29 protein-coding genes are annotated in these 25581 nt (G+C 61.6%); all 29 read right to left on the reverse strand.

From position 1 onward, the window contains the following. Nucleotides 1-8: 8 nt before the first annotated feature. The 29 genes from VZC39_RS14180 to fliL all read right to left on the reverse strand — a co-directional run bounded on the left by VZC39_RS14180 (nucleotide 9) and on the right by fliL (nucleotide 25566). Nucleotides 9-539 (reverse strand): DsbE family thiol:disulfide interchange protein, encoded by a 531-nt coding sequence (locus VZC39_RS14180; RefSeq protein WP_349918821.1) that lies wholly within the window; start codon nucleotides 537-539, stop codon nucleotides 9-11. Between the two features lie 82 nt (nucleotides 540-621). Further along, nucleotides 622-2577: a heme lyase CcmF/NrfE family subunit gene (locus tag VZC39_RS14185; protein ID WP_434663393.1), complete on the reverse strand. Its 1956-nt coding sequence runs from the start codon at nucleotides 2575-2577 to the stop codon at nucleotides 622-624. Further along, on the reverse strand, nucleotides 2574-3065 hold the full coding sequence (gene ccmE, locus VZC39_RS14190; protein ID WP_434663396.1) for a cytochrome c maturation protein CcmE: 492 nt from the start codon (nucleotides 3063-3065) through the stop codon (nucleotides 2574-2576). Before ccmE ends, VZC39_RS14185 begins: the two co-directional genes overlap by 4 nt. Next, nucleotides 3062-3268 carry a heme exporter protein CcmD gene (gene ccmD, locus VZC39_RS14195; RefSeq protein WP_011705300.1) on the reverse strand — a complete coding sequence of 69 codons (207 nt, stop codon included), beginning with the start codon at nucleotides 3266-3268 and terminating at the stop codon, nucleotides 3062-3064. Before ccmD ends, ccmE begins: the two co-directional genes overlap by 4 nt. A 2-nt stretch (nucleotides 3269-3270) precedes the next feature. Continuing rightward, entirely contained in the window at nucleotides 3271-4011 is a 741-nt protein-coding gene (locus VZC39_RS14200) for a heme ABC transporter permease (RefSeq protein WP_349918825.1), read from the reverse strand. A 164-nt stretch (nucleotides 4012-4175) separates the two neighbouring features. Then, nucleotides 4176-4844, reverse strand: coding sequence for a heme exporter protein CcmB (gene ccmB / locus VZC39_RS14205; protein ID WP_349918826.1), 669 nt, complete (start codon nucleotides 4842-4844; stop codon nucleotides 4176-4178). A gap of 3 nt (nucleotides 4845-4847) precedes the next feature. Next, a complete protein-coding gene (ccmA, locus tag VZC39_RS14210) occupies nucleotides 4848-5483 on the reverse strand; it encodes a cytochrome c biogenesis heme-transporting ATPase CcmA (protein WP_434663401.1) in 636 nt (211 codons plus the stop codon). Between the two features lie 164 nt (nucleotides 5484-5647). Then, nucleotides 5648-6034, reverse strand: a complete 387-nt coding sequence (locus tag VZC39_RS14215; protein ID WP_434663404.1) for a DUF2802 domain-containing protein — start codon at nucleotides 6032-6034, stop codon at nucleotides 5648-5650. 65 nt (nucleotides 6035-6099) lie between these two features. Next, entirely contained in the window at nucleotides 6100-6588 is a 489-nt protein-coding gene (locus tag VZC39_RS14220) for a chemotaxis protein CheW (protein ID WP_349918831.1), read from the reverse strand. A 69-nt stretch (nucleotides 6589-6657) separates the two neighbouring features. Continuing rightward, entirely contained in the window at nucleotides 6658-7530 is an 873-nt protein-coding gene (locus tag VZC39_RS14225) for a chemotaxis protein CheW (protein WP_434663408.1), read from the reverse strand. Next, nucleotides 7527-8321 (reverse strand): ParA family protein, encoded by a 795-nt coding sequence (locus VZC39_RS14230; protein ID WP_349918835.1) that lies wholly within the window; start codon nucleotides 8319-8321, stop codon nucleotides 7527-7529. Before VZC39_RS14230 ends, VZC39_RS14225 begins: the two co-directional genes overlap by 4 nt. A 4-nt stretch (nucleotides 8322-8325) precedes the next feature. Continuing rightward, entirely contained in the window at nucleotides 8326-9234 is a 909-nt protein-coding gene (locus tag VZC39_RS14235; protein WP_434663413.1) for an OmpA family protein, read from the reverse strand. Nucleotides 9235-9317: 83 nt separating this feature from the next. Next, nucleotides 9318-10055, reverse strand: a complete 738-nt coding sequence (locus VZC39_RS14240; RefSeq protein ID WP_349918837.1) for a flagellar motor protein — start codon at nucleotides 10053-10055, stop codon at nucleotides 9318-9320. Beyond that, nucleotides 10056-11180 carry a protein-glutamate methylesterase/protein-glutamine glutaminase gene (locus VZC39_RS14245; RefSeq protein ID WP_349918838.1) on the reverse strand — a complete coding sequence of 375 codons (1125 nt, stop codon included), beginning with the start codon at nucleotides 11178-11180 and terminating at the stop codon, nucleotides 10056-10058. 32 nt (nucleotides 11181-11212) lie between these two features. Continuing rightward, a complete protein-coding gene (locus VZC39_RS14250; protein ID WP_434663418.1) occupies nucleotides 11213-13411 on the reverse strand; it encodes a chemotaxis protein CheA in 2199 nt (732 codons plus the stop codon). An 11-nt stretch (nucleotides 13412-13422) separates the two neighbouring features. Continuing rightward, nucleotides 13423-14163 (reverse strand): protein phosphatase CheZ, encoded by a 741-nt coding sequence (locus VZC39_RS14255; RefSeq protein ID WP_349918841.1) that lies wholly within the window; start codon nucleotides 14161-14163, stop codon nucleotides 13423-13425. 12 nt (nucleotides 14164-14175) lie between these two features. Then, on the reverse strand, nucleotides 14176-14547 hold the full coding sequence (gene cheY, locus VZC39_RS14260) for a chemotaxis response regulator CheY (RefSeq protein WP_425266319.1): 372 nt from the start codon (nucleotides 14545-14547) through the stop codon (nucleotides 14176-14178). 123 nt (nucleotides 14548-14670) lie between these two features. Further along, nucleotides 14671-15387 carry an RNA polymerase sigma factor FliA gene (locus VZC39_RS14265; RefSeq protein ID WP_349918843.1) on the reverse strand — a complete coding sequence of 239 codons (717 nt, stop codon included), beginning with the start codon at nucleotides 15385-15387 and terminating at the stop codon, nucleotides 14671-14673. After that, nucleotides 15380-16255, reverse strand: a complete 876-nt coding sequence (locus tag VZC39_RS14270) for a MinD/ParA family protein (protein WP_349922509.1) — start codon at nucleotides 16253-16255, stop codon at nucleotides 15380-15382. The genes VZC39_RS14265 and VZC39_RS14270 overlap by 8 nt, the downstream gene beginning before the upstream one ends. A gap of 1 nt (nucleotide 16256) precedes the next feature. Continuing rightward, nucleotides 16257-17678 carry a flagellar biosynthesis protein FlhF gene (gene flhF / locus VZC39_RS14275; protein WP_349918844.1) on the reverse strand — a complete coding sequence of 474 codons (1422 nt, stop codon included), beginning with the start codon at nucleotides 17676-17678 and terminating at the stop codon, nucleotides 16257-16259. Between the two features lie 16 nt (nucleotides 17679-17694). Further along, a complete protein-coding gene (flhA, locus tag VZC39_RS14280) occupies nucleotides 17695-19797 on the reverse strand; it encodes a flagellar biosynthesis protein FlhA (RefSeq protein WP_434663423.1) in 2103 nt (700 codons plus the stop codon). Between the two features lie 243 nt (nucleotides 19798-20040). After that, nucleotides 20041-21171 (reverse strand): flagellar biosynthesis protein FlhB, encoded by a 1131-nt coding sequence (gene flhB / locus VZC39_RS14285; RefSeq protein WP_434663426.1) that lies wholly within the window; start codon nucleotides 21169-21171, stop codon nucleotides 20041-20043. An 80-nt stretch (nucleotides 21172-21251) separates the two neighbouring features. Beyond that, nucleotides 21252-22049, reverse strand: a complete 798-nt coding sequence (gene fliR / locus VZC39_RS14290; protein WP_349918848.1) for a flagellar biosynthetic protein FliR — start codon at nucleotides 22047-22049, stop codon at nucleotides 21252-21254. A 55-nt stretch (nucleotides 22050-22104) separates the two neighbouring features. Continuing rightward, entirely contained in the window at nucleotides 22105-22374 is a 270-nt protein-coding gene (fliQ, locus tag VZC39_RS14295; protein WP_349918849.1) for a flagellar biosynthesis protein FliQ, read from the reverse strand. A gap of 25 nt (nucleotides 22375-22399) precedes the next feature. Beyond that, nucleotides 22400-23146 (reverse strand): flagellar type III secretion system pore protein FliP, encoded by a 747-nt coding sequence (gene fliP, locus VZC39_RS14300; RefSeq protein WP_434663430.1) that lies wholly within the window; start codon nucleotides 23144-23146, stop codon nucleotides 22400-22402. Then, on the reverse strand, nucleotides 23133-23507 hold the full coding sequence (gene fliO, locus VZC39_RS14305; RefSeq protein ID WP_434663432.1) for a flagellar biosynthetic protein FliO: 375 nt from the start codon (nucleotides 23505-23507) through the stop codon (nucleotides 23133-23135). The genes fliP and fliO overlap by 14 nt, the downstream gene beginning before the upstream one ends. Further along, entirely contained in the window at nucleotides 23504-23899 is a 396-nt protein-coding gene (gene fliN / locus VZC39_RS14310) for a flagellar motor switch protein FliN (protein ID WP_025326247.1), read from the reverse strand. Before fliN ends, fliO begins: the two co-directional genes overlap by 4 nt. A gap of 58 nt (nucleotides 23900-23957) precedes the next feature. Continuing rightward, complete coding sequence (fliM, locus tag VZC39_RS14315; RefSeq protein ID WP_349918854.1) at nucleotides 23958-25028, reverse strand: flagellar motor switch protein FliM; 1071 nt, start codon at nucleotides 25026-25028, stop codon at nucleotides 23958-23960. Nucleotides 25029-25059: 31 nt separating this feature from the next. Beyond that, nucleotides 25060-25566: a flagellar basal body-associated protein FliL gene (gene fliL / locus VZC39_RS14320; protein WP_434663436.1), complete on the reverse strand. Its 507-nt coding sequence runs from the start codon at nucleotides 25564-25566 to the stop codon at nucleotides 25060-25062. Nucleotides 25567-25581: the final 15 nt, after the last annotated feature.

The raw sequence follows: 25581 nt of genomic DNA on the forward strand, positions 1-25581 counted from the left end.
TTGCTCCCTTATTTCATGGCGTCATAGATGGGTTTGAGGGTCGAGGCCCAGACTTCGGGATTGACGTCCCCCACGTGGCGGTAGCGGATGATGCCCTGACTGTCGATGAAGAAGGTCTCGGGGGCGCCATAGACGCCGAGATCCAGCCCCAGCATGCCATCCGGATCATAGAGGTTGATCTGATAGGGGTTGCCGAGCTCCGCCAGCCACTTGATGGCCTTGTCCCGCTCGTCCTTGTAGTTCATGCCGACGATATAGATCCCCTGCCCCGCCAGCTGCTTGAGGTAGGTATGCTCCCCGTAGCAGGTGGGGCACCAGGTGGCCCAGACATTGAGCAGCATGGGGCGCCCCTTGAAGATGCTCCTGTCGTGCTGCTTGTCGAGATCATAGATGTCCTGCAGGGTGAAGACGGGCACCTCCTTATCCACCATCACGGATTCCAACTTGGTGGGATCGGAGTAGAGCCCCTTGAACAGGAAAACGGCGCCGGCCAAAAAGATGATGAAGGGCAGCAGAAACAACCAGGTTTTACGACTCATGCCTTGGATCCCTCTGCACAGCGGCCATGGAAGCGGTGATTGTCATTAAAAAAGGTCGGAAACAAGCCGGTTTTACGGTGCCTCATGACTTGGACTCCTCTTCACGACGACCGAAACGATAGCGCTTGTCCAGCATGGCCAGCACGCCGCCGATGGCCATGAAGACGCCACCGAACCAGATCCAGCGCACGAATGGCTTGTAGTAGATCCGCACCGCCCAGGCGCCGTTGTCGAGCTGCTCGCCGAGCGCTGCATAGAGATCCCGGGTGATGCCCGCATCGATGGCGGCTTCCGTCATCGGCATGCGGCTCACGGTGTACATCCGCTTCTCGGGTTTCAAGGTGGCCACCTGCTTGCCATCCCGGTGCACTTCCAGCCCCCCCTTGAAACCGTCGTAGTTGGGGCCGTTCTTCTCGGCGATGCCGGTGAAGACGAACTCGTAATCGGCAAAGTGCACCCGATCGCCGGCCTGCATGCGCAGGTCCTTCTCGATGCTGTAGTTCTGGGTACAGGCGATGCCGATGATGCTGACCGCGAGCCCCACGTGGCCCAGGATCATGGCCCAGTGGCTGTTGCCCAGCTTGCGCACCCCGGTGGCGAAGCCGTGCTTGTGGGTGGCGCGCACCCAGGTCTCCTGCAGGCTGGTGACGATGATCCAGACCCCGAGACCGATGCCGAGCGCCGCCCAGGGCTTGAACGACTCCGCATACAGATAAGGCAATCCGAAGGCGGCCACCACGCTCAGCACCAGGGCCAGCACCACCTTGCCCTTGAGCTCACCAATCTCCTGACGGCGCCAGCGGAACAGGGGACCGAGGCCGAGCAGCAGGGCGAAGGGGATGATGAGCCAGCTGTAGATATGGTTGAAGAAGGGGGTGCCGATGGAGATGCTGCCAAGCCCCAGCTCCTTGTGCACCAGCGGCAGCAGGGTGCCGAGCAGCACGGTCAAGAGGCCCGCCACCAGCAGGATGTTATTGCCAAGCAGCAGGGTCTCCCGGCTCCACAGCTCATGCTTGCCGTGGCTCTTCACCTGGGAGCCCTTGAAGGCAAACAACAGCAGGGAGCTGCCGATCACCGCCAGCAGGAAGCCCAGAATAAACAGACCGCGGGTCGGATCCGAAGCGAACGCATGCACCGATACCAGCACGCCGGAGCGCACCAGGAAGGTGCCGAGCAGGCTCAAGGAGAAGGCCGAGAGCGCCAGCAATACTGTCCAGGCCTTGAAGGTGGCGCGCTTCTCGCTCACCGCCAGAGAATGCAGCAGGGCCGTGCCCGCCAGCCAGGGCATGAAGGATGCGTTTTCAACCGGATCCCAGAACCACCAGCCGCCCCAGCCGAGTTCGTAATAGGCCCACCAGGAGCCGAGCACGATGCCGAGGGTCAGGAAGACCCAGGCCGCCATGGTCCAGGGACGGGACCAGCGCGCCCAGGTGGCGTCGAGGCGACCCGTCATCAGGGAGGCGATGGCAAAGGCAAACGCCACCGAGAAGCCCACATAACCCATGTAGAGCATGGGCGGGTGGAAGATGAGGCCGGGATCCTGCAGCAGCGGGTTGAGATCGCGCCCGTCCACCGGGAAGTACGGCAAGGTACGGGTGAAGGGGTCGGAGGTGAACAGCACGAAGGCGGTGAAGCCCACCGAGATGAGGCCGAGCACCCCCAGCACCCGCGCCACCGCATCGAGCGGCAGGCGGCGGCTGAACAGGGCCACGGCGGCGGTCCAGCCCCCCAGCGTCAGCACCCAGAGCAGCAGGGAACCTTCATGGGCGCCCCACACCGCCGAGATGCGATAGGCAAGGGGCAGCAGGCTGTTGGAGTTGGTAGCCACGTACTGCACGGTGAAGTCGTTGTCCACGAAGGCCCAGGTCAGGCAGAGGAACGACAGCAGCAGCAGCAGGAACTGGGTATAGGCAAGCGGGCGAGCCGCCGACATCATGCCAAGGCGCCCCCACTGGGCGCCGATCAGCGGATAACTGCCCAGCAGCAAGGCGGTGGCGAAGGCCAGGATCAGCGCGAATTGACCGAGTTCAGGGATCATTGTTTGGCTCCCTTCAACTGCGCGTCGGTGTACTCGGGTTTGAAATGCATGCCATTGGTGGCATCGGCTACCTCTGGCGGCATGTAGTTCTCATCGTGCTTGGCCAGTACCTCGAAGGCGGCGACCGTGGTGGCATCCTTGAGGGTGCCCTGGGCGACGATGCCCTGCCCTTCCCGGAACAGATCCGGCAGTATGCCGTCAAATTCCACCGTCACCAGATGGCCGCCATTGTCGATCAGCTTGAATTCGACCTTGAGGCTCTGGGGATCCCGCACCACGGACCCCGGAACCACCAGACCGCCGATGCGCAGCCGCTGCCCCTCTTCGGGCTTGATCTTGTCCGGCCCCTTGCCTTCCACCAATTCGCTCGGGGTATAGAAGAGATCGATGTTCTGGCTGAGGGCATAGAGTACCAGCCCGGTCACGCTGGCAAGGCCGAGGCTGATCGCCAGTATGATGGTGAGGCGTTTCTTGCGTCTCGGGTTCATAGGGTGTTCTCCATCTGCTGGGCCGCCTTGCGGCGGGCCTCCCGGGCCTGTTTGTTGCGCAGCTCGCCGAGCAGGGCACGGGTTTTCATTCGGGTGGAAATGACGATGCCGACCAGGCAGAGCAGGGTCAGGCCGAAAGAGAGCCAGACGTAGAAGGCGTAGCCCCCCATGGCCAGGAAGTCACTGAACGAGGCAAAGTGCATGCTTACTTCTCCTGCTCGGCAATCTCTTTGACCCAGGGGCGATGCCACTCCCGCATCAAGAGTTCATTGCGAAAACGCATCAGGGTCAGGGCACCGAGGAAGGTGGTGAACGCCAGTATCATGATGAGCAGCGGCCACAGCATCTCGGCGGAGATGGACGGTTTGTCGAACTTGGTGATGGTGGCTCCCTGGTGCAAGGTGTTCCACCACTCCACCGAGTAGTGGATGATGGGCAGGTTGATCACCCCCACCAGCGCCAGGATGCCGGCGGCGCGGCCCGCCACCACCTTGTCGCTGAAGGCGTTGTAGAGCGCGATGACGCCCAGATAGAGAAACAGCAGGATGAGCTCCGAGGTGAGGCGGGCATCCCAGACCCACCAGGTACCCCACATGGGCTTGCCCCAGGCGGCACCGGTAAAGAGCGCGATGAAGGTGAACACGGCCCCCACGGGCGCAATGGCGGCCACCGTCATGTCCGCCATGCGCAGTTGCCACACCAGGCCGATGAAGGCGGCCACCGCCATGGTGGAGTAAGCCCCCATGGAGAGGATGGCGGAGGGCACATGGATGTAGATGATCCGAAAGGAGTCACCCTGCTGGTAATCCGCGGGGGCAAAGGCCAGTCCCCAGGCGGTGCCTATGATGAAGGCGAGCAGACTCGTCACCGCAAACCAGGGCAGCAGGGTCCCGGCCAGCCGGTAGGCCCGCTCGGGTTTGGCATAAGGGTGCAACCATTTCCACATAGCTCACAAAACCTTTCAGTTATTAATTTTATAGTGGCGAGGCCTACCATACCCACTGCCGGGAAACATCATATCCCCCGAAAGCAATAAGCAGCCATCCCCTTGATCTATCTCAATTATACGTTCTCAAAACGGGCCTAAAAGAAGCCTTTTCCAGTAATTAATCAGTTGACGCTGACCCTGAGCGCGGCGGAGATCGCCAGCGGCGTCAGGGTGATGGCCCCCACCAGCATGGCCCCCAGGATCGCGAGCTGGCCCCCATAGGGCAGCCCCATACTGGCCGCATCGATGGCGGAGGTGGCAAAGATCAGCACAGGGATATAGAGCGGCAGCAGCAGCAGGCTGAGCAGCACCCCCCCCTTGCGCAGCCCCGCCGTCAGCGCCACCCCGACAGCCCCCAACAGACTCAGCACCGGAGTACCGAGCGCCAGGGTGAGCACCACGGCCAGATAGGTCTTCATGTCCAGGGAGAGCAGGATGGCGAGCAGCGGAGAGACCAGCAGCAGGGGCAGCCCGGTCAGCAACCAGTGAGCGATTACTTTCGCCAGGGCCAGCAGCCCCAGCGGATGAGGCATCAGCATCATCTGCTCGAGGGCGCCGTCGCTGAAGTCATCCCGAAACAGCCGCTCGAGGGAGAGCATGGCGGCGAGCAGGGCCGCCACCCAGATGATGCCGGGAGCTATGCGGGCCAGCAGCTGGGGCTCGGGCCCGATGCCGAGGGGAAACAGGGTGATGACGATGAGAAAGAACCAGAGCGGATTGAAGATGTCGGCGCGCTGGCGCAGCGCCATCAGCAGTTCCCGCTGGATAAGGGTGAATACGGCGCTGAGCATCCTTCAGTCCTGCAGCAAGGGGGTGAGGGAGAGGGTCTTCAGGCGTCCTTGCATCAGGGTCAGATCCTGATGGGTGGTGAGCACCACCATGCCGCCCCGATCCGCGTGGGTCAGGAACAGGCGTTCAAGCACCTTGACCCCCTGCTTGTCGATGGCGGTGAAGGGCTCATCCAGGATCCAGAGCGCGGGTGCCTCGGACAGCCAGAGCCGGGCCAGGGCCACCCGCCGCTGCTGACCGGCGGAGAGCTGACCGGCGGGATAATCCTCGAACCCGGCGAGACCGACCTGGGCCAGTACCTGCCACAGATCCACGGAACTGGCCTGGGTGCTGTGCAGTTTCTGGTAGAAGGCGAGGTTCTCGAGGGGGGTCAGGGTCGCCTTGACACCGGGCTGATGGCCCAGGTAGAGCAAGCTGGCGTGATATTCATCCCGGCAGCGGCGAATGTTCTCGCCGTTCCAGCACACCTCCCCCGCGAAGGGTTGGGAGAGTCCGGTCAACAGCCGCAACAGGCTGGTCTTGCCGACCCCGTTGGGGCCCTCAATCTGCATCAGATCGCCCGCCGAAACCGCAAAGGAGAGGTGTTCAAACAAGGTGCGATCTTCACGCACGCAGCTCAGATTGTTGGCTTGAAGCAGCATGAGGATTTAATCATCGAGAATGAAGCGGCCTGCATATTAACACAGGTTTGCAGAGCGTCTTTTCAAAGATGCCGATTATCAACAGGATTTGTGGGGAAGATCGCGCCCCGGTGCGGGATTTTATGGCAGGGACAAGGGGGAAGCGGGCGCCTCCCCCTCCGGATTCAGGGGCGACCCTTGCGCAAGGAGATCAGCAGCTCGGCTTCCGCCTGCGGCAACTCGCATTCGCTCATCACCTCGTCGAGATCGGCGCCGAGCTCCACCATCTTGGCGGCGCGGCTGTAGAGGCGGCGCTCCGGATCCTGCAGGGTCAGTTCCTGCTGGCTGTCCTGGATCTTCTGCATGGCCCCTTCCGCCGACTGCAGGCGCTGACCCATGCCGATGGCACCGGTGTGCAGCTCCATCATCTGCTTGCGCAGACTCTCGAGCTGCCCCTTGAGCGCGTCGACCTTGGCCTCGGACTCTTGCCGGGCGCGGCGCAGACCCAATACCCCGTAAAGGGCCAGCACCAGCGCCAGCAAGGACAACCCCAAGGCGGCATATTCAATCATCAAACCATCACCTTTGTAGTGGAGAGCCGCGCCAGGGCGTTGCTCTCGTGGTCTTCATGCCAAGCTCAGAGGGAACCGATATCTTCCCACTCTTCGTCGGAAAGCAGCTTGTTGAGATCCACCAGGATCAGCAACTGGCCGTCACGGTTGCTCACCCCCTGGATGAACTTGGCGCTCTCCTCGGTGCCCACCGCCGGTGCAGCGTCAATTTCGGAGGAACGCAGATAGACGACCTCGGCCACGCTGTCCACCATGATGCCGATCACCTGCTTCTCCGCCTCGATGATGACGATGCGGGAGTTCTCGCTCACGTCCCCGGCCGGCAGGCCGAAGCGGGAACGGGTATCGATGACGGTCACCACGTTGCCACGCAGGTTGATGATGCCGAGCACATAGTCGGGGGCGCCGGGCACGGGGGCGATCTCGGTGTAGCGCAACACTTCCTGCACCTGCATCACGTTGATGCCATAGGTTTCGTTTTCCAGCTGGAAGGTCACCCACTGCAGCACTTCGTCTTCCGCCAGATTCTGGGCAATATTGCGCTTGTCTGTCATGTTCCTGATCCTTTTATGAACCCGTCAACGGGTAAAATTAGCAATAAAATCACGCAAGTGCCGATGTTATCAGCGACCTTCAATGTTCACACCACGACCGAGCAGCACCAGCAGCTCCCTGACGTGGAGCAAGGCACACATCTTCTCCTTGACCATGCCCGCCAGCCAGGGGCGCTTGCCCTCCTGATGGCGCCATTTTACCTGATCCCGGCGCAGCAGCTCCGTGCCCTTGAGCTGATGGCAGGCCAGACCCCAGGGAGACTCTCCCAGCATGATCAGATACTTGTATTCGGGAACCTCCAGCGTCTGCTCCGGCATCACCCAGAGCGCCGTGTCCACCACGTTCATCTTCTGCTCCCGGGACGCCATGATGCCGCGATACCAAGCCGGTTGGCCGAACAGGGAGGTCACCTCCCCCAGCTGATGGATGCCGCCGAGCTCGGTCAGGGGCACCGCGAAGGTGACCCCGGCCACGTCGAAGAAGAGGGCCTGAAACTCGCTGCCGGTATCCAGATTTTCCCATTGAGCGGGGGCCGGCGCCACCTCGGTTGCCAGGGCCACCTCAGGCTCGGTCACCAGTTCGGTGACGGGCTCCACGATGACAGCTGTGATAACGTCTGGCGTGAACGCTGGCTGAACCTCCTCGACGAGCGCCTGTTCGCTGGCTTCCAACTGGAAGGCCTCGACATGAGTCTCCTCATGGCTCAGCACCTCCATCTCGTCCTGCACCTGGCTCACCTGGGCCAGCAGCTCGCTCAGCTGCTCCAACCGGGCATCGGCCTCCCGATAGGGCGCCGCCGCCACCTCATTGTGCACGACGGACTGACGCTGCAGGGCTGGCGCCGGAGCCTCATCGTCCAGATTCTCCCGTAGCAGGGCATCGTCCAGCAGCAGGGAGTGGAAGTAATCATCCATGGCCCGAACCTGGGTGGTCTCTCTCATGCTGTCACCTCATGGTTCCGTTGACGCTCCAGGGCGTCGAGATAGTTGAGCAGGGTCTCATAGGCATAGGTGCCTCGGCTGCCCGGCGCATAGATGGACGGGGGGATGTGCAGCAAACTGGCATCCCGGAATTTGGTGTCGATGGGGATGACGGCATTCCACACCGCCTCGCCATACTGCTCCTTGATGGACTGTAACGTCATCAGGGAGGCGCGGGTGCGCTTGTCGAACATGGTCGGGATCACGGTATAGCGGAACTTGTCCCGCTTGGATCGCTGCATGATCTCGAAGGTCTTCATCATCCGCTCGAGGCCTTTCAGGGCCAAAAACTCGGTCTGTACCGGCACCAGGATGCGATCGCAGGCAGCCAGGGCGTTGACCATCATCACCCCCAGCACCGGCGGGCAGTCGATGAGCACGTAGTCATATTGATCCTGCACCCGCAGCAGCGCCCGCTTGAGCACCAACCCCATCCCCTCCCGGTTGCCCATGACCCTGTCCAGGGTCGCCAGGGTGATGGAGGCCGGCAGCAGGCTGATGTTCTCGAACTTGGTCTTGAGGGTCATGCGATTGACCAGATCACTGCTCGGCTTGGCTGCCTGGAACAGCTCGTACAGAGTCCCCTCCAGCCGGTCCGAATCAAAATCGAGATAGGAGGTCAGGGAGGCGTGAGGATCGGTGTCGATCAGCAGCACGCGCAGGCCCTTCTGAGCCAGAATGCCCGCGAGAGAGACCACTGTGGTGGTTTTACCGACACCACCTTTCTGATTGGCTACCGTCCAAACGATCAATGTATCAATCCTGTCTTGTTGTTATGCGTATGCCGCCACCGGGCAGCGTCACGACTCTGACGTCTTCGCTGTCCACCGCAGCAGGCACCGTCGCGGCCGGAGCTTGTGCCTGGGGCTGGGCGGGAGCAGGTGCGACCCAGGCGAACCTGGATATGGCGACCACCACCTTGCGATTCTGTAGCCGCCCCTGTTCAGTACTGTTATCGGCCACGGGGGAGAATTCCCCATAGGCTTCATAGGCGAGGCGCTGGGGCACTATCCCTTTTGTGATCAGGGCCCCGAGTACGGCCTCGGCCCTCGCCGCAGAGAGCGCCCAATTGGAGCTGAACATCTCGTTGTGAATCGGTTCGTTGTCCGTATAGCCCCGCACCCTGACATAGTTATCGACCGGCTTCAAAATACCTGAAAGCGTATCGAGCACGGGCGCCGCATTGGGACCGAGGAAGGCACTGCCACTGTTGAACAGCAGGCCGGCGCTGAGCTCCACCGTCAGCCAGTTGTCATCCTGGGTGATCTTGACCACCCCCGCCTCCACCAAGGAGCCCATGGTCTGCTGCAACTGCACGTCGATGGCGGCAAGGGAGGCCCCATCCTGCTGGACAGGGGTACCGGTGATGGGGGCAAGGGAGGGGGCCGGAGAGGCCTGGCTCTCCAGCAGGCTGGGGGCTGCCGATACCGCATGATCCAGCAGGGACTTGCCCTGCCCCTCCAGCAGACCGTCGCTGCGCGGGATCTGGTTGAAGGCCTGGGTCATCCCCTCGATGACGGCACGGTATTGCTCCTTGTTGACGATGGCAACGGAGTAGAGCACCACGAAGAGGGCGAAAATGAGGGTCATGTAATCGGCGTAGGAGACCAGCCAGCGGTCGAGATGTTCTCGTCCCTGCAGGTGCAAACGGTAGCGCTTGCGCATGGCTATTCCCCCTTCAATCAGATAACCCGTAACCGCCCTTGCGCTGCCAATCGGTCTCCCTCTGGCCAAGTGCCAAGGATCGACTACTCCCCTTTCAGATAAGCCCGTAACCGCCGTTCAACCTGCAGACCATTCTCCCCGTGGGCGATGGCCAGCAGCCCCTCCAGCGTCATCTCCTGGTAGAGACCGTAATGGTAGTGGAATGCCCTGAGGCGATTGGCAATGGGCAGATAAATGAGGTTTGCAAACCCCACCCCGTAGATGGTTGCGACGAAGGCGATGGCAATTCCAGCCCCGAGCGTACCCGGCTCCTCCAGGTGGAACATGGCCTGGATGAGGCCGATCACCGCCCCGATGATGCCGATGGTCGGGCTGTACCCCCCCATGGCCTCGAACACCCGGGCCGCGTGCTCATTGCGCTCCTGCTCGATGTCGATGTCCGCTTCCAGCAGCCGGCGCAGATCCTCGATGGCTACCCCGTCCACTATCATGGTGAGCCCCTGGCGGGTGAAGGGTTCAAGCTCCTCCTCCGCCTGGTTCTCCAGCGCCAGCAAGCCTTGCTGGCGGGCAAACTGGGCCCAGGTCTGCAGCCGTTCGGCCTGCGCAGGGAGATCCCACTGGGGCGGGAACAGCATCCAGCGGGCCTGCTTCAAGGCCGCCAGCATGTATTTGCGGGGGGTTTGCAGGATCACCGCCCCCCAGGTGCCGCCGACCACGATGACGAAGGCCGGGCCGTCAAGCAGGGTCAGCAGGCTGCCCCCGTGCCACCACTGGGCAATCGCCAGGGCAGCCAGCGCCAGCACCAGGCCGAGCATGCCCATCTAGCGGCCCAACTCGACCAGGATACGCTGGGCGACCCTGTCCAGCGGCAGGGATTCACTGGCGATACCCGCCTTGGCGACCGCCTGGGGCATGCCATAAACGACGCAGGAGGCTTCGTCCTGCGCCCAGATGGTGGCCCCTTGCTCTTTCAGCAGGCGAGCCCCATCCCGACCATCGGCCCCCATGCCGGTCAGCACGATGGCCAGCACCTTGTCCCCGTAGATCTTGGCGGCGGAGGCGAAGGTGATGTCGACACAGGGCTTGTAGTTGACCTTGTCGTTGCCATCCAGGATGCGGATGCGCGAACCTGGGCCACGCCCCTCCAGCAGCATCTGCTTGCCACCGGGAGCCAGATAGGCATGACCGGGTTTAAGCACGTCGCCATCTTCGGCCTCCTTGACGCCGATCTGGCACAGCCCGTTGAGGCGGGCGGCAAAGGCGGCGGTAAAGGTCGCCGGCATATGCTGGATTAACAAAATCGGATGGGGGAAATCCCCCGGCAACTTGGTCAGCACATTTTGCAGCGCCACCGGCCCACCGGTGGAGGTCCCGATGGCCACCAGCTGGTAGCTCTTGCCACTGCGCTTGAAACTGGCGGGGGCACTTGGCGTTCGCACCGGCTCGGCGGGGCGCACGGCCGCACCAGCGGCGGTGGCACTGGCTGCGCCGCCCAGCACGGGGCGTGCCACGGGTTCGGGGGCTCTGGGCCTGGCCGCCATCAGGAAGCGCTTGCGGGCTATCTCCCTGACCCGCTGCTGCAGCAGGCTGACCGCCTCGTCCTTGTCGCGGGCGATGTCTTCAAACTTCTTGGGCAGAAAGTCGAGGGCACCGGCATCCAGCGCATCCAGGGTCGCCTTGGCGCCGTCGTGGGTCAGGGAGGAGAACATCAGGATGGGCGTCGGGCATTTGGCCATGATCTCGCGCACGGCGCTGATGCCATCGAGCACCGGCATCTCGATGTCCATGGTGATGACATCGGGCCGCAACTGCTGCGCCTTGTCTACCGCCTCCCGCCCGTTCTGGGCCGTGTCGATCACCGTCATCAGGGGATCCTGATTGATGATCTCGCTCACCCTGCGGCGGAAGAAACTCGAATCGTCGACCACTAATACCTTGACTGCCATTGTGCTTTTTCTAACTCCTTGGGCCAGACCGATCAGTGACGACGTGCATAGGCCTTGAGCAGGCTGGGCACATCCAGAATGAGGGCAATGCCGCCATCGCTGGTGATGGTGGCCCCCGCCATGCCCGGGGTGCCTTGCAGCAGGTTGTCCAGGGGCTTGATGACCACCTCTTCCTGGCCGATGAGGTTGTCCACCACGAAGCCCACCTGCTGGGTGCCAATCTGGACGATGACCACGTGGCCGGTGTCCTGGCGGGCAGACTTGGCGCCGCGTACCAGCCACTTGTGCAGGTAGAACAGCGGGATGGCCTTGTCGCGCACTATGATGGTGAGCTGACCGTCCACCATGTTGGCCTTCTTCAGATCCAGATGGAAAATCTCGTTCACGCAGCCAAGGGGCAGGGCGAAGGTCTGCTGACCCACTTCCACCATCAGGGTCGGCAAGATGGCCAGGGTGAGGGGCACCTTGATCTCGAGGCGGGTGCCCTTGCCCCAGGTGGAGTCGATATGCACGGAACCGTTCAGGCTGACGATGCTGGTTTTCACCACGTCCATGCCGACACCACGGCCGGAAATATCGGAAATCTCCGATTTTGTAGAGAAACCGGGTGCAAAAATCAGGTTGTAGGCGTCATTATCACTCATGCGCGCCGCACTGTCGGCGTCCAGCACGCCACGACTGATGGCGATGGATTTCAGCTTCTCCGGATCCATGCCGGCGCCATCGTCCTCGATGCAGAGCAGGATGTGATCTCCCTGCTGGGAAGCGCTCAGGGTGATGGTCCCCTGACGGGGCTTGCCCGCCTTCTCCCGCACATCCGGCATCTCGACACCGTGATCGCAGGAGTTGCGCACCAGGTGAACCAGGGGATCGGCCAGGGCCTCCACCAAGTTCTTGTCGAGATCCGTGTCCTCACCGACCATGATGAGTTCAATATCTTTCTTGAGGGTCCGGGCCAGGTCGCGCACCACCCGCGGGAAGCGACCGAACACCTTCTTGATGGGCTGCATGCGGGTCTTCATGACCGCCCCTTGCAGGTCAGCCGTCACCACATCCAGGTTCGCTACCGCCTTGGACATCTCTTCGTCATTGCTGGCGATGCCGAGGCTCACCAGGCGGTTACGCACCAGCACCAGCTCACCCACCATGTTCATGATGACGTCCAGGGTCTTGGTATCCACCCGCACCGTGGTATCGCTCTGTACCGCACTGTTCTCGGCAGGTGCGGCGGGCTTGGCTGCAGCAGAGGCTTGGGGAGCTTTGGCCACCGGCGCTGGCGCAGGCTTGGCGGCGGGAGCCGGTTTGGCTGCCTGGGCGGGAGCCGCGGCGGGCTGTGGGGTTGTCGCTGCAGGAGCAGCCGGAGCAGCCGGAGCAGCCGGAGCAGCCGGAGCAGCCGGAGCAGCCGGAGCAGCCGGAGCAGCCATGCTATGTTGCGGACTCTGGCCACGGCCGTGCAACTCATCGAGCAGGCGCTCGAACTCGTCGTCACCGATGAGGTCGTCCACCTCCTGCTGAACCGATTGCAGCGGGGCGAGATCCGGCTTGCCGCCGTGCTGACCCTGGCCGTGCAGCTGGTCGAGCAGGGCTTCGAATTCGTCGTCGGTGATATCACCAGTGTCACTCAACACCGGAGACGCGGAGATGGTCGGCGCCTTGCCGACACCGTGCAGTTCGTCCAGCAGGCGCTCGAACTCATCGGCGGAGATCTCGTCGATGGAGCCGCCGCCATTGACGGCGGTCGGGGCCTCAGGGGCTGCCATGACGGGTTCCGGTTCGGGCTCGGGCTCAGGTTCGGGTTGTGGCACGGCGGCAGCGCGGGCGGTCAGCAATTGCTCCTGGCCTTCGGGTTTGCACAACTCGTGCAAGTCGTGCAGCAGTTCGGCGGAGGCCGGGCTGGTGGGCTCCCGGTTTTGTACCTGGGCGAACATGACGTTGATGGCATCCAGCGCCTGCAGGATCACATCCATCAGCTCGGCGGTGACGCTTCGCTTGCCATTGCGCAGGATATCGAAGATGTTCTCGGCGCCGTGGCAGACGTCCACCAGTTCGGTCAGGGAGAGGAAACCGGCCCCGCCTTTGACGGTATGGAAGCCGCGGAAAATGGCATTCAACAGATTCTTGTCATCGGGTCGCTTTTCCAGGTCGACCAGTTGTTCAGACAACTGTTCCAATATTTCTGATGCTTCGACCAAAAAGTCTTGCAGTATGTCTTCATCAACTTCGAAGGCCATGCGTCACTCCATTAAAATCCCAGGCTAGACAGCAGATCGTCCACATCATCTTGACCGTTGACCACATCGGACCGCGTCTGGGGGTTCATGATGGGGCCTTCTGCCTCGATGCCACTCACGGGCTGGCTGCGGGTGACCTGTTCACCGGCGGCCTCACCAAACATGGTCAGCATCTCTATCAATTTTGTTTCCACTTCCTGCACCAGCTTGATGACCTTGCGGATCATCTGGCCGGTCAAGTCCTGGAAATCCTGTGCCATCAGAATTTCCGTCAGCAGTTGACGTAACTTATCGGCATCGGACTCCGAAGCCTTAATGAAATCATTCAGTTGATGGCAGAGCGCCTTGAATTGACCCAGTTCCAATTCCCGGCTCATCAAGGCATTCCAATTGGGCATCACCAACTGGATGTTGTCGTTGAGACGATCGGCGATCGGCAGACTGGCCTCCACCGCATCCATGGTGCGGTTGGCCGCCTTGTCCGTCATGTCGATGACATAGCTCAGGCGCTCCCGGGCATCGGGGATCTCGTGGGTGGCGAGATCCGGGATCCGGGGATCCAAGCGAAAGTCCTGCAAAGAGTTGTGCAACTGGCGGGTCAGCTGCCCTACCTTGTCAAACAGGGTCGCCGCATTGGGGGCACACACATCGGCGAGAATGGTATCGGCCTGTTCAAACTCCTCACGCTCCAGATGGGCAACCAGCATCCTTGCCTGCTCGAGCGAGATCATGGCACTCGTTTTGGCCTTCATCCCTGCCACTCCTTAGCCGATTCGTTCGAAGATTTTGTCGAGCTTCTCTTTGAGGGTGGCGGCAGTGAACGGCTTGACGATGTAGCCATTGACCCCGGCCTGAGCGGCTTCGATGATCTGCTCGCGCTTCGCTTCGGCAGTGACCATCAGGACCGGCAGGTGCTTGAGTTTGTCATCCAGGCGAATGGCCTTGAGCAGGTCGATGCCCTGCATGCCCGGCATGTTCCAATCGGTGACTACAAACTGGTAGTCGCCATTCTTGAGCATCGGCAGCGCCGTGTTGCCGTCGTCTGCTTCGTGGGTATTGTTGTATCCCAGGTCACGCAGCAAGTTCTTGATAATCCGGCGCATCGTTGAAAAATCATCGACGATGAGGATTTTCATGTTCTTGTCCAAAATTCCCTCCTAAATAGCCGTCAGGACGGCTCACTTACATGATGCTGAACGTAGCGTTAATGGTGCGGATTATGCCTTAGAGTTGGGTCTCAGTGTAGCCAGTACAACCACTTATAAATTCCAATCTCGCAGGCGCGCCCGCAATCTGTGCATGGCCTGACTGTGGATCTGGCTCACGCGAGACTCGCTCACGCTCAATACTTCACCGATCTCACGCAAGTTCAATTCTTCGTCGTAATACAGCGAAAGCACCAGGGCTTCCCGCTCGGGCAAGCGGGCGATGTGTTCTGCCAGGGCACCCTGGAAGCGCTCGGCCGCCAGATCGTCGTAACCACCGTGGCTGATGTCATCGGGATGGCCTATCACATCCTCGCTGACCCCCAGATCCTCGATGCCGATGATCTTGCCACAGGAGACATCCTGCAGCATGGCGTGGTAATCACCGAGGGAGACCCCCATCTGGGAGGCCACTTCTGTATCCCTGGCATCACGGCCGTGTGCCTGTTCCACGTTTTCGATGGCCTCGGCGATGGCGCGGCTGTTTCGATGCACCGAACGGGGCACCCAGTCGCCACGGCGGATCTCGTCGAGCATGGCACCGCGGATGCGGATGCCGGCGTAGGTCTCAAAGCTGGCGCCCTTGCTGCCGTCAAAGTTTCGGGAAGCTTCGAGCAGCCCAATCATACCTGCCTGGATCAGGTCATCCAGCAAGACACTGCTTGGCAGGCGAGCCAATAGATGCTGGGCAATCCGTTTCACCAGTGGAGCGTGACGCTCCACCAGCACGTAGGAATCCTGATGACGCAAGTATGCTTGGGCTTTATTCACGGGACTCTTCCTGTGCTATGACCGGCTTTTGCAACAAATTCTCGAGGAAAAACTCGAGGTGACCACCCGGCTGGTTCGGAATGGGCCAGCTCGCCGCCTTGTTGGCCAGGGCGCGAAACGCCAGGGCTGCCGGCGACTTGGGGAAGGCCTCGACGATCAGCTTCTGCTTGCGCACGGCGGCGCGCAGGTTGGTGTCGTAAGGCACGCAGGCCACCAGCTCCAGAGAGGTATCGAGGAAGCGATCGGTGACCCGGGTCAGCTTGGCGTAGAGTTCCTGCCCTTCGCGCAAGGAACGCACCATGTTCGCCACCACCTTGAAGCGGAACACCCCGTGATCCTTGGAGAGGATCTTGATGAGCGCATAGGCATCGGTGATGGAAGTGGGCTCGTCGCACACCACCACCATGATGTCCTGGGCGGCGCGGGTGAAGCTCAGCACCATGTCGGAGATCCCCGCCGCCGTGTCCACCAGCAGCACATCCACCTGGGTCTTCATCTCCCCGAAGGCGCGGATGAGTTCGGCGTGCTGTACCGGGGAGAGCTCCACCATGGACTGGGTACCCGAGGTCGCCGGCACTATCATCATGCCGTAGGGCCCCTCGACGATGATGTCGTCGATGGTGCACTCGCCGGCCAGCACGTGGGAGAGGTTGCGATGCACCCGCAGCCCCAACATGACGTCGACGTTGGCCAGACCCAGGTCGGCATCCAGCACCATCACCCGCTTGCCCTGGGCGGCCATGGCTCCCGCCACGTTCAGGGTGACGTTGGTCTTGCCCACGCCCCCCTTGCCTCCGGACACGGCGATCACTTTCACTCTATTGTTTTGACGCATTTTGCGCAGACCACTCGCCTGATCCATATACATGTTACTCATAAAACTCCGAATCCTCGGTCTCGCCAAAGCCCGCCCCCCAGAAATAGGGGTCTTCCGCTTCTCGCTCCAGCGAACCCATGGCGGCGCCGACCAGCAGCGCCGCATTGGCAACTTGAATGTCTTCCGGCACCCGTTGTCCATCGGTGATGTAGCTGATGGGCAGGGCATTTTGAATGCAGACGTTGATCACTTCCCCCAGATTCAGGCTCTCGTCGAGCTTGGTCAGGATGCAGCCGGACAGGGGAATGCGCCGGAAGTGATCCACCGCCTCCTGCATCACCCGGCGCTGGGAGGTGGCCGACATGACCAGATAGCTGCGAATGCGCATCTTGGCATTCTTGACCAGGGTATCGAGCTGCTCGGTCAGACGGACATCCCGCTGCCCCACCCCGGCGGTATCGATAAGCACCAGCCGGCGGTTGCGGAACTGGTAGAGCGCATTGGCCAGCTCTTCGGCATCCCGCACCTGGCGCACCGGGCAGCCCATGATGCGACCATAGGTCTGCAACTGCTCGTGGGCCCCGATCCGATAATTGTCCGTGGTGATGAGCGCCACCTGCTCGGCACCGTACTTCATGGCGAAGCGGGCCGCCAGCTTGGCGATGGTGGTGGTCTTGCCGACCCCGGTCGGGCCGAGCAGAGCCACCGCGCCGCCCTGGCGCAAGATGTCATCTTCGCTGATCTTGAGCTGGGCCGTCAGTACCTCGGCCAGCTGGGCCATGGCCTGATGGATGGGCATGTCTTCCGGAATCAGACCCGCCAGCTGATCGGAGAAGGCGTCATCGAAGCCCATCTTCTTGAGCTCCTTGATGAGCAGGGCCCGCATCGGCTCGCGGCGCTCCACCTCCTGCCACATCAGACCGGAGATCTGGTGCTCCAGCAGCTTGCGGATGCTGGCCATCTCCTTGCGCATCCCTTCCATCTCCTGATCCCGCTGGGGAGCCTGAGCCGGGCGGGACGGGGAAGTGGGACGGGGCCTGGGCTTGGCAGGCTCGGGGGCTGCCCCCCACTGGCCCTGTTCCGCCAGGGTCTTGGGGGCGGCAGTGGCCGACACCAGACCGGCAGACTGATTACTGTTGCCCCTCTCCCCTGCCGGATTGGCGGGGTTGAGCTTCTGCTGGCGCGCCAGCAGGGCGGCCAGGGTATCGGCATAATATTCGTTCTGCTCCTTGGGAGCCTGGCGCGTCATCTGCTTGCCCGCAGACGAGATATTGACGCTCTCATCGTTCAACTGACGGCGAACCGGCGCATCCTTGGGTCCGGGCACCTGGGACTGGTAGTCGACGGCTGCGACTATCTCCACCCCACCGGTGACCTTCTTGTTGGACATGATGACAGCATCCGGCCCGAGAGTCTCCTTGACCTCGGCCAGCGCAGTACGCATGTCTTTGGCAAAAAACCGCTTAATCTTCACCCGTCATCTCCGCTAACTAGCCTTGTCCTACCGCACTGACGATGCGGATCTGCTTGTCGTCAGGCACTTCCTGATAGGACAGCACGCGTAATCCAGGAATGGCATTCTTGACAAACTTCGCCAGGGTATTGCGCAGTATCCCCGATGTCAGAAGCACGGCCGGTTGGCCTTCCAGTTCTTGTCGTTGAGTGGCTTCCACCAGGGAGCGCTGCATCCGCTCCGCCAGTCCCGGCTCTATGCCGGCGCCATCTCCCCCACCTGCTTGCAGGGATTGATGCAATATACGTTCCAATTCTGGCGACAGGGTGATCACCGGCAGCTCCGGTTCGGGGCCTGCGATCTCCTGCACGATGAGTCTGCGCAGGGCGATACGACAGGCGGCTGTCAGCACTTCCGGATCCGGGCTGCGGGGCGCATATTCCACGAGGGTCTGCAGGATAGTGCGCATATCGCGAATTGGCACGCCTTCATTGAGGAGATTTTGCAGCACCTTGACCAAGTTGCCCATGCTGATCACCTCGGGAACCAGACCTTCCACCAGCTTGCTCTGGTGCTTCCCTATCATATCCAGCAGTTGTTGCACTTCGTCATGACCCAGCAGCAGCGCCGCATGGTTGGAGAGGATCTGGCTCATGTGGGTGGCGACCACGGTGGCGGCATCCACCACCGTATAGCCCAGGGTCTGGGCCTGGGAGACCTGCTCCTTGGCGACCCATACCGCCTCCAGCCCGAAGGCGGGATCCTGGGTGGCGATACCCTGGATCTGGCCAAACACCTGACCCGGATTGATGGCCATCTCCTTATCGTGATAGACGGTGGCCTCCCCCGTGCTCACCCCCATCAGGGTGATACGATACTGGTTTGGCGCGAGATCCAGGTTGTCCCGGATATGCACGGCAGGCACCAGGAAGCCGAACTCCTGGGAGAGCTTCTTGCGCACCCCCTTGATCCGATTGAGCAGTTCTCCGCCCTGGCTCTTGTCCACCAGCGGAATAAGCTGGTAACCCACCTCGAGACCGATGACATCCACCGGCATGACGTCATCCCAGCTCAGATCCTTCTGCTCATGAGGCTGATCGGCCGCCTGCGGCAACAACTCGCCACTGGCCGCCTTGGCGGCCCGCAGCTTGTCACGGCGCAGCAGCCACCAGGCACCGACCGCGGCGATGGCACCGAGGCTCAGGAACGCCAGGTGCGGCATGCCGGGCACTATGCCCATCAACAGCAGGATACCGGCGGAGATCACCAGCGCCTTGGGGTTGTCGAACAGCTGACCGAGCACTGCCGTGCCCATGTCCTGATCCGTGTTCTGGCGGGTCACGATGATGGCGGCAGCGATGGAGAGCAGCAGCGAGGGGATCTGCGCCACCAGACCATCACCGATGGCGAGCAGGGTATAGACCTGAGCCGCCTCGCCGAAGGTGAGCTGGTGCTGCATCATGCCGATGATGAAACCACCGATGATGTTGATGAAGAGGATCATGATGCCGGCGATGGCATCCCCCTTCACGAATTTGGAGGCACCGTCCATGGAACCGTAGAAGTCGGCCTCCTGGGTCACATCCTGACGGCGCTTCTTGGCCTCTTCCTGATTGATGAGGCCGGCGTTGAGATCCGCATCGATGGCCATCTGCTTGCCGGGCATGGCATCCAGGGTGAAGCGGGCGCTCACCTCGGAGATCCGGCCCGCACCCTTGGTGACTACCACAAAGTTGATGATCACCAGGATCATGAAGACGATGATACCGACCGCGTAGTTGCCACCGATCACCACGTTGCCGAAGGCCTCGATCACGTGGCCGGCGGCTGCGGTGCCGTTATGACCTTCCAGCAGCACCACCCGGGTGGAGGCCACGTTGAGGGCAAGTCGCAAGAGGGTCGCTATCAGCAAGACGGTGGGGAAAGCGGCAAATTCCAGCGGACGGCGGGTGTAGACGGCCACCAGCAGTACCACGATGGAGAGGGCGATGTTGAAGGAGAACAGGATATCCAGCATCAGGGGCGGAATGGGCAACACCACCATGCCGAGAGAGGCGAGCACCAGCAGCGGGGTCCCTACCCCCTTGCCAAGCATCCACCTGTACTCTTTTAAACGGCCCAATCCTGCCTTGAATCCCATCGCTGTTCTCAGTTATCGACTGCCAGTTTCCGGATTAAAGCAAACATCAAGCCAACAATTCAAACTGTTGATATGAAAGGATTTTATTTTGACGCTGTCAGAAGTTCGACGTTGGTGAATCTTTCATCACCGACATAACGCAAACGGGATCGGCAGCTCCATGGTGATGGGGTCGGTCGGCGACCACGGCGGAACGTCTTGAGCGGAGAGACGTAGGCTAGCACTTAGCCCATGGTGGCAAGGCTACTTGCGAAACTCCGGCGGGATCGGCAACTCAGTGGCGATGGGGGTCGGTCGGCGACCACGGCCACGGCGGAACTTCTTGAGCTGATAGACATAGGCCAGCACCTGGGCCACGGCGGCAAACAGCCCCTCCGGGATCTCCTGCCCTATCTCGGTGGCATGGAAGATGGCACGGGTGAGCGGCGGCGAGGCCATGATGGGGATGTCGTACTCGCGGGCGATCTCCCGTATCTTCATCGCCACCTCGTCCGCCCCCTTGGCCAGCACCTTGGGGGCCGCCCCGGGCTTGCTGGCGTCGTATTTGAGCGCCACCGAGTAGTGGGTCGGGTTGGTGATCACCACGTCGGCCTTGGGCACATCCCCCATCATGCGGCGCATCGCCATCTGCATCTGCAACTGGCGGATCTTGCCCTTGACCTCGGGCTTGCCCTCGCTGTCTTTGAACTCGTCTTTTATCTCCTGCTTGGTCATCTTCAACTGGCGGGTGTGGTTCCAGGTCTGGAAGGGCACATCGATGGCGACGATGGGGATGAGGGCGCAACAGAGGATGATGAGCATCCAGAGCAGCAGATCCAGGGCATCGATGATGCCGCCGGGGAAGCCCTCGAGGGAGAGATTCAACAGATGATTGAACTGACTGGAGAGCATCCACCAGGCGAACAGACTAATGAACAGCACTTTTGCGATGGATTTGAGCAGTTCCACCAGGGATTGCACCCCGAACATCCGTTTCAGGCCATTCAAGGGACTGAGCTTGCTCCATTTGGGTAACATCGCCTCGGAGGAGAAGTTCATCCCGCCGAGCAGGGTATTGCCGACAAAGGCAGCGATGGCCACCAGCAGGAACAGCATGCCCAGCGGCTGCACCAGCTCCCATAGCAGGGTCGGCAGCATGACCCCCATGGCATTGGGATCGAAGGCCTGCTCCCGCTCCAGGGTGAAGCCCATGGTGAGCACCTTGATCATGGCCCCCGCCAGGCTCTCCTTGATCATCAGCAGACCGAAGACGGTGGCCAGCAGGACGCTGGCGGTACCCAGCTCCTTGGAACGTGCAATCTGCCCTTTTTCCCGGGCCTGTTGCAGTCGTTTGCCCGTGGGTTGTTCTGTGCGTTCCTGATCGGTATCAGCCATGCTGACCTCCGAGGCAGGTCGTTCCTGGCGGCATGCCGCCCAGACCAACCATCAGGGCGAAGGATATCACCTCGGTACGCTCAGCCATTCTGGCCCCCGAAGCAGCGCACATCGATCAATTCGCAGCTGGTCTCCTGCACCCGCTCCCAGATGGCCTCGAAGTGCCCCATGAAGCCGCCGATGGTGAGCCAGAGGATGAAGAGACCGGACATCATGCTGACCGCAAAGCCGATGCTGAAGATGTTGAGCTGGGGGGCGGCCCGGGTCATGACCCCGAATGCGAAGTTGATGAGCAGCAGCGCGACAATGGCCGACAACGCCATCACCAGGGAGGCCTGATACATGACCCCGAGGAAGCTCACCAGGCTGCGGATAGCGGGCAGGGAGAGCCCCTGATCCGATACCGGCAGGGTCTCGAAGCTCAGCACCACCATCTTGATCATCAAAAGATGCCCGTCCACCGCCAGAAACACCAGGGTCGCCAGCATCAGGTAGAACTGGCCCACCACTGGGGCGGACTGGCCGTTCATGGGGTCCACCAGGGTGGCGAAGCCCAGACTGGTCTGCATGGCGATCACCTGGCCCGCCATCACGAAGGTCTCCAGCAGGAACTGGGTCATCAGACCGAGCGCCACACCGATGAGCAGTTGCTGTCCCAGCACCAGGAAACTGCCGACGGAGAAAAGCTCCACCTTGGGCATGGGGGGCAACAGGGGGGCGATGATGAAGGTGATGGCAAGCGCCAGCCCCATGCGCACCCGGGCGGGGGCCAGGCGGCTGCCGAACACGGCCATCACCATCAGCAGGCTGCTGATGCGGGCAAGGGGCCAGACGATGGAGGCCAGCCACTCCATGATCACCGCCGTGGTGTAGGTCATGACCGCGTCCCTGCAACGGGCGGGCACGGTGGCCAGTCGCCTGCGCCCACAGGCATTACCCCACCACCTCGGGGATCTGGCTGACCATCAGCTGGAAGAAGTCGATCAGGCTCTGCAAGCCCCAGTGGGCGCCGAGCCCCAGGGCCAGCAGGGTCACTACCAGACGGGGCAGGAAGCTCAGGGTCTGTTCGTTGATGGAGGTCGCCGCCTGGAAGATGGCAACGATGAGGCCCACCATCAGGCTCGGCAGGATCACGGCGCACACCATGATGGTCACCAGCCAGAGCGCCTCGCGAAACACGTCGACAAAGGTTTCAGGACTCATGTGTCGGATCCTTTCGATTGACCGGCTAACCCGCGCCCAGCCCGAAGCTGTTGGCAAGGGACCCCAGGATCAGGTTCCAGCCATCCACCATGACGAACAACATCAGCTTGAAGGGCAGCGACACCAGCATGGGTGACAGCATCATCATCCCCATGGCCATCAGGATGCTCGCCACCACCAGATCGATGACCAGGAAGGGCAGGAACAGCATGAAGCCTATCTGGAATGCGGTCTTGAGCTCGCTGGTGACGAAGGCCGGGATCAGCACCCGCAGGGGCACGTCCGCCGGCTTGTCCACCTGCACGTTGGCTATCTCCATGAAGGTGTTGAGATCCTTGACCCGGGTCTGGGCCAGCATGAACTGGTGAATGGGCAGTTCAGCCTTCTCCAGCGCCTCCTTGGGCCCTATGGTCTCCGCCAGATAGGGCTGCAGCGCCTCCTCGTTGATGCGATCCAGCACCGGGGACATGATGAAGAACGACATGAAGAGGGCGATGCCGATCAGCACCTGGTTGGAGGGGCTCTGCTGCAGACCGATGGCTTGGCGCAAGATGCCGAGCACCACGATGATGCGGGTGAAGGAGGTCATCATGATGACCATGGCCGGCAGGAAGGAGAGCGCGGTCATCAGCGCCAGCACCTGCAGGGTCAGACTGTACTCCTGGGAGCCATCCGCCATGGTCTTGACGGTGAGGGCCGACATGCCGTCCTGGGCCAGGGCCAGGGGGGCAAACAGGCTGAGGAACAGCCAGATCCAGTTAGCTTTTTTCATGCTTGCCCATCAGTTTGCCGAGCTGCTGGGAGAAAGCCTGGGGCTGGCTCTCGTCCAGCGGCTCCTCCAGCCGGTAGAGGAAGTTGACCTGCTGCGGGGTCACCCCGATCAGCAGTTGCTGCTCCCCCACCTTGACCACCATCAGCTTCTCCTTGTAACCGAGCGGCAGGGTGGCGATCACCTTCATCTGGCCTCCCCCCATGACGCTGGTGAGCTTGCTCTTCTTGAGCAAAAAGCCCAGCACCAGGATGAGGCCGATGACCATCAGGCTGGAGAGCAGCCAGGAGGTGATGCTGGGAGGGTTGACCCCCTCCGCCAGCGCCGGAGAGGCGAACAGTATCAGGGCGAGAGCGCGGATCATTTGAGTTTCTTGATCCGTTCAATCTGGCTGATGACATCGGTCAGGCGGATGCCGAACTTGTCGTTCACCACCACCACCTCGCCGTGGGCGATCAGGGTGCCGTTGACCAGCACGTCCAGGGGCTCGCCGGCCACCCGATCCAGTTCCACCACCGAGCCCTGGTTCAGTTGCAGCAAGTTGCGGATGCTGATCTGGCTGCGACCCACCTCCATGGCGATGGTCACCGGGATGTCCAGAATGGTGTCCAGCTTGCGACGCTCCTCGGCACTGATGGGGGCGTCATCCTTGAGCTCTTCCAGAGGGGCCGGCTTGGCCTCGGCCGTCACCTGCTCTTCCAGCGCGGCAGCCCAGGCGTCAGCCATCAGATCCTGCTCGTCATCGGTTCCGCTCATCTCGAATTCCTTATGCTGCTAAATGCTTCTGTTCATGCCCGTGATGACGGGCCGTCAATCAGGGGTGTTTGTCGGCGATGCTGCGCTCGAGCTCTTCCAGCTCGGCTTCGCCATCGATACGCACGCCCCCCCGGGTCACCAGATGCATCTCTGTCTTGACCCCGTCAGGGCGCTTGATTTTGTCGGTGATCTTGAGCGCAACGTTCTCCTTGGTGCGCCCCATCTTGGCATGGAAGGTCGGCAAGTCCTCCACATAGACCAGCAGGTTCTCCGGCATCTCCACCGGGATGATGTCGCCGGGTTTGAGCTCCATCAGATCCCGCAGGGTCAGTTCGGTCTCCAGCAGCTTGGCCTTGAGCTCCACCTTGACGTCCATGATCTCGTCGCGCAGGGCTTTGCTCCAGCGCACGTCCGTGTCCCCCTTGTCACTCTGCACCCCCGCATCCAGCAGCTCACGAATGGGTTCGAGCATGGAGTAGGGCATGGCCACGTGGAAGTCACCGCCACCGCCGTCCAGTTCGATGTGGAAGGAGCTCACCACGATCACCTCGGTGGGGCTGACGATGTTCGCCATGGCCGGGTTCACCTCGGAGTCGAGGTACTCGAAGCCCACATCCATCACCGGGGCCCAGGCATCCTTGTAATCCTCGAACACCAGCTTGAGCAGCATCTGGATGATGCGCCGCTCCGTGGGGGTAAATTCGCGCCCCTCGATCTTGGCGTGGTAGCGACCGTCACCGCCGAAGAAGTTCTCCACCAGGATGAAGACGAGGCGCGCCTCCATGGTGATGAGAGCCGTTCCCTTGAGGGGACGGAAGCGCACCATGTTCAGGCTGGTAGGCACGAACAGGGTGTGCACGTACTCCCCGAATTTCAGCATCTGCACGCCGTTGATGGAGACCTCGGCGGTGCGTCTCATCATGTTGAACAGGCTGATGCGCATGTGACGGGCGAAACGCTCGTTCACCAGCTCCAGGGTCGGCATGCGGCCACGGACGATGCGGTCCTGGGAGGAGAAGTCAAACTGGGCGATCCCGGGATCCCCGGCCGCCCCTAACTCTTCCTCTTCGACATCATCGACACCGTGCAACAGGGCATCAATTTCGTCCTGACTTAACAGATCGCTCACGCTTCACCTTTATCCATGACTGGTCGGCTCGTTACTGCATCACGAAGCCGGTAAACAACACTTGTTCTATGACGGGGGTAGCGACCAGATCGTTGAGCACCCGGCGACACTCCTCCAGTGAATCCTTGCGCAGCTTCTCCTTGCCCTCGAAGGTCATCAGCTGCTCGGCAGTGGCGGCGCTGAAGACCCGCAGCAGGGTCCCCTCGATCAGGGGGATGTTCTGCTTGGCCAGGGTCTCGTCGGCAGCGCCCCGCACCATCAACTGGATCTTGATCTGCACCAGTCGATCCCGCTGGCCACCCGCCACGTTGAACACGAAGGGACGTGGCATGCCCACATAAAGCGAAGGCTGGGGCGCATTGTCGGCGGGCTTGGCCTCGGCGGCATCGGCCGCCGGCTTGTCACCGCCGGAGAGCATGAACCAGGCACCGGCCCCCCCGCCCCCGAGCAGGACAACGGCCAGGGCGATAATCATGATCAGCTTCTTTTTCTTGGCTGCCGCCGGATCCTTCAGCGTCAGTTCGTTATCGTCTGCCATCCCTCGTCCACCCTA

The sequence above is a fragment of the Aeromonas sp. NJAU223 genome (genome assembly GCF_051125555.1).
Taxonomy (GTDB): domain Bacteria; phylum Pseudomonadota; class Gammaproteobacteria; order Enterobacterales; family Aeromonadaceae; genus Aeromonas; species Aeromonas veronii_G.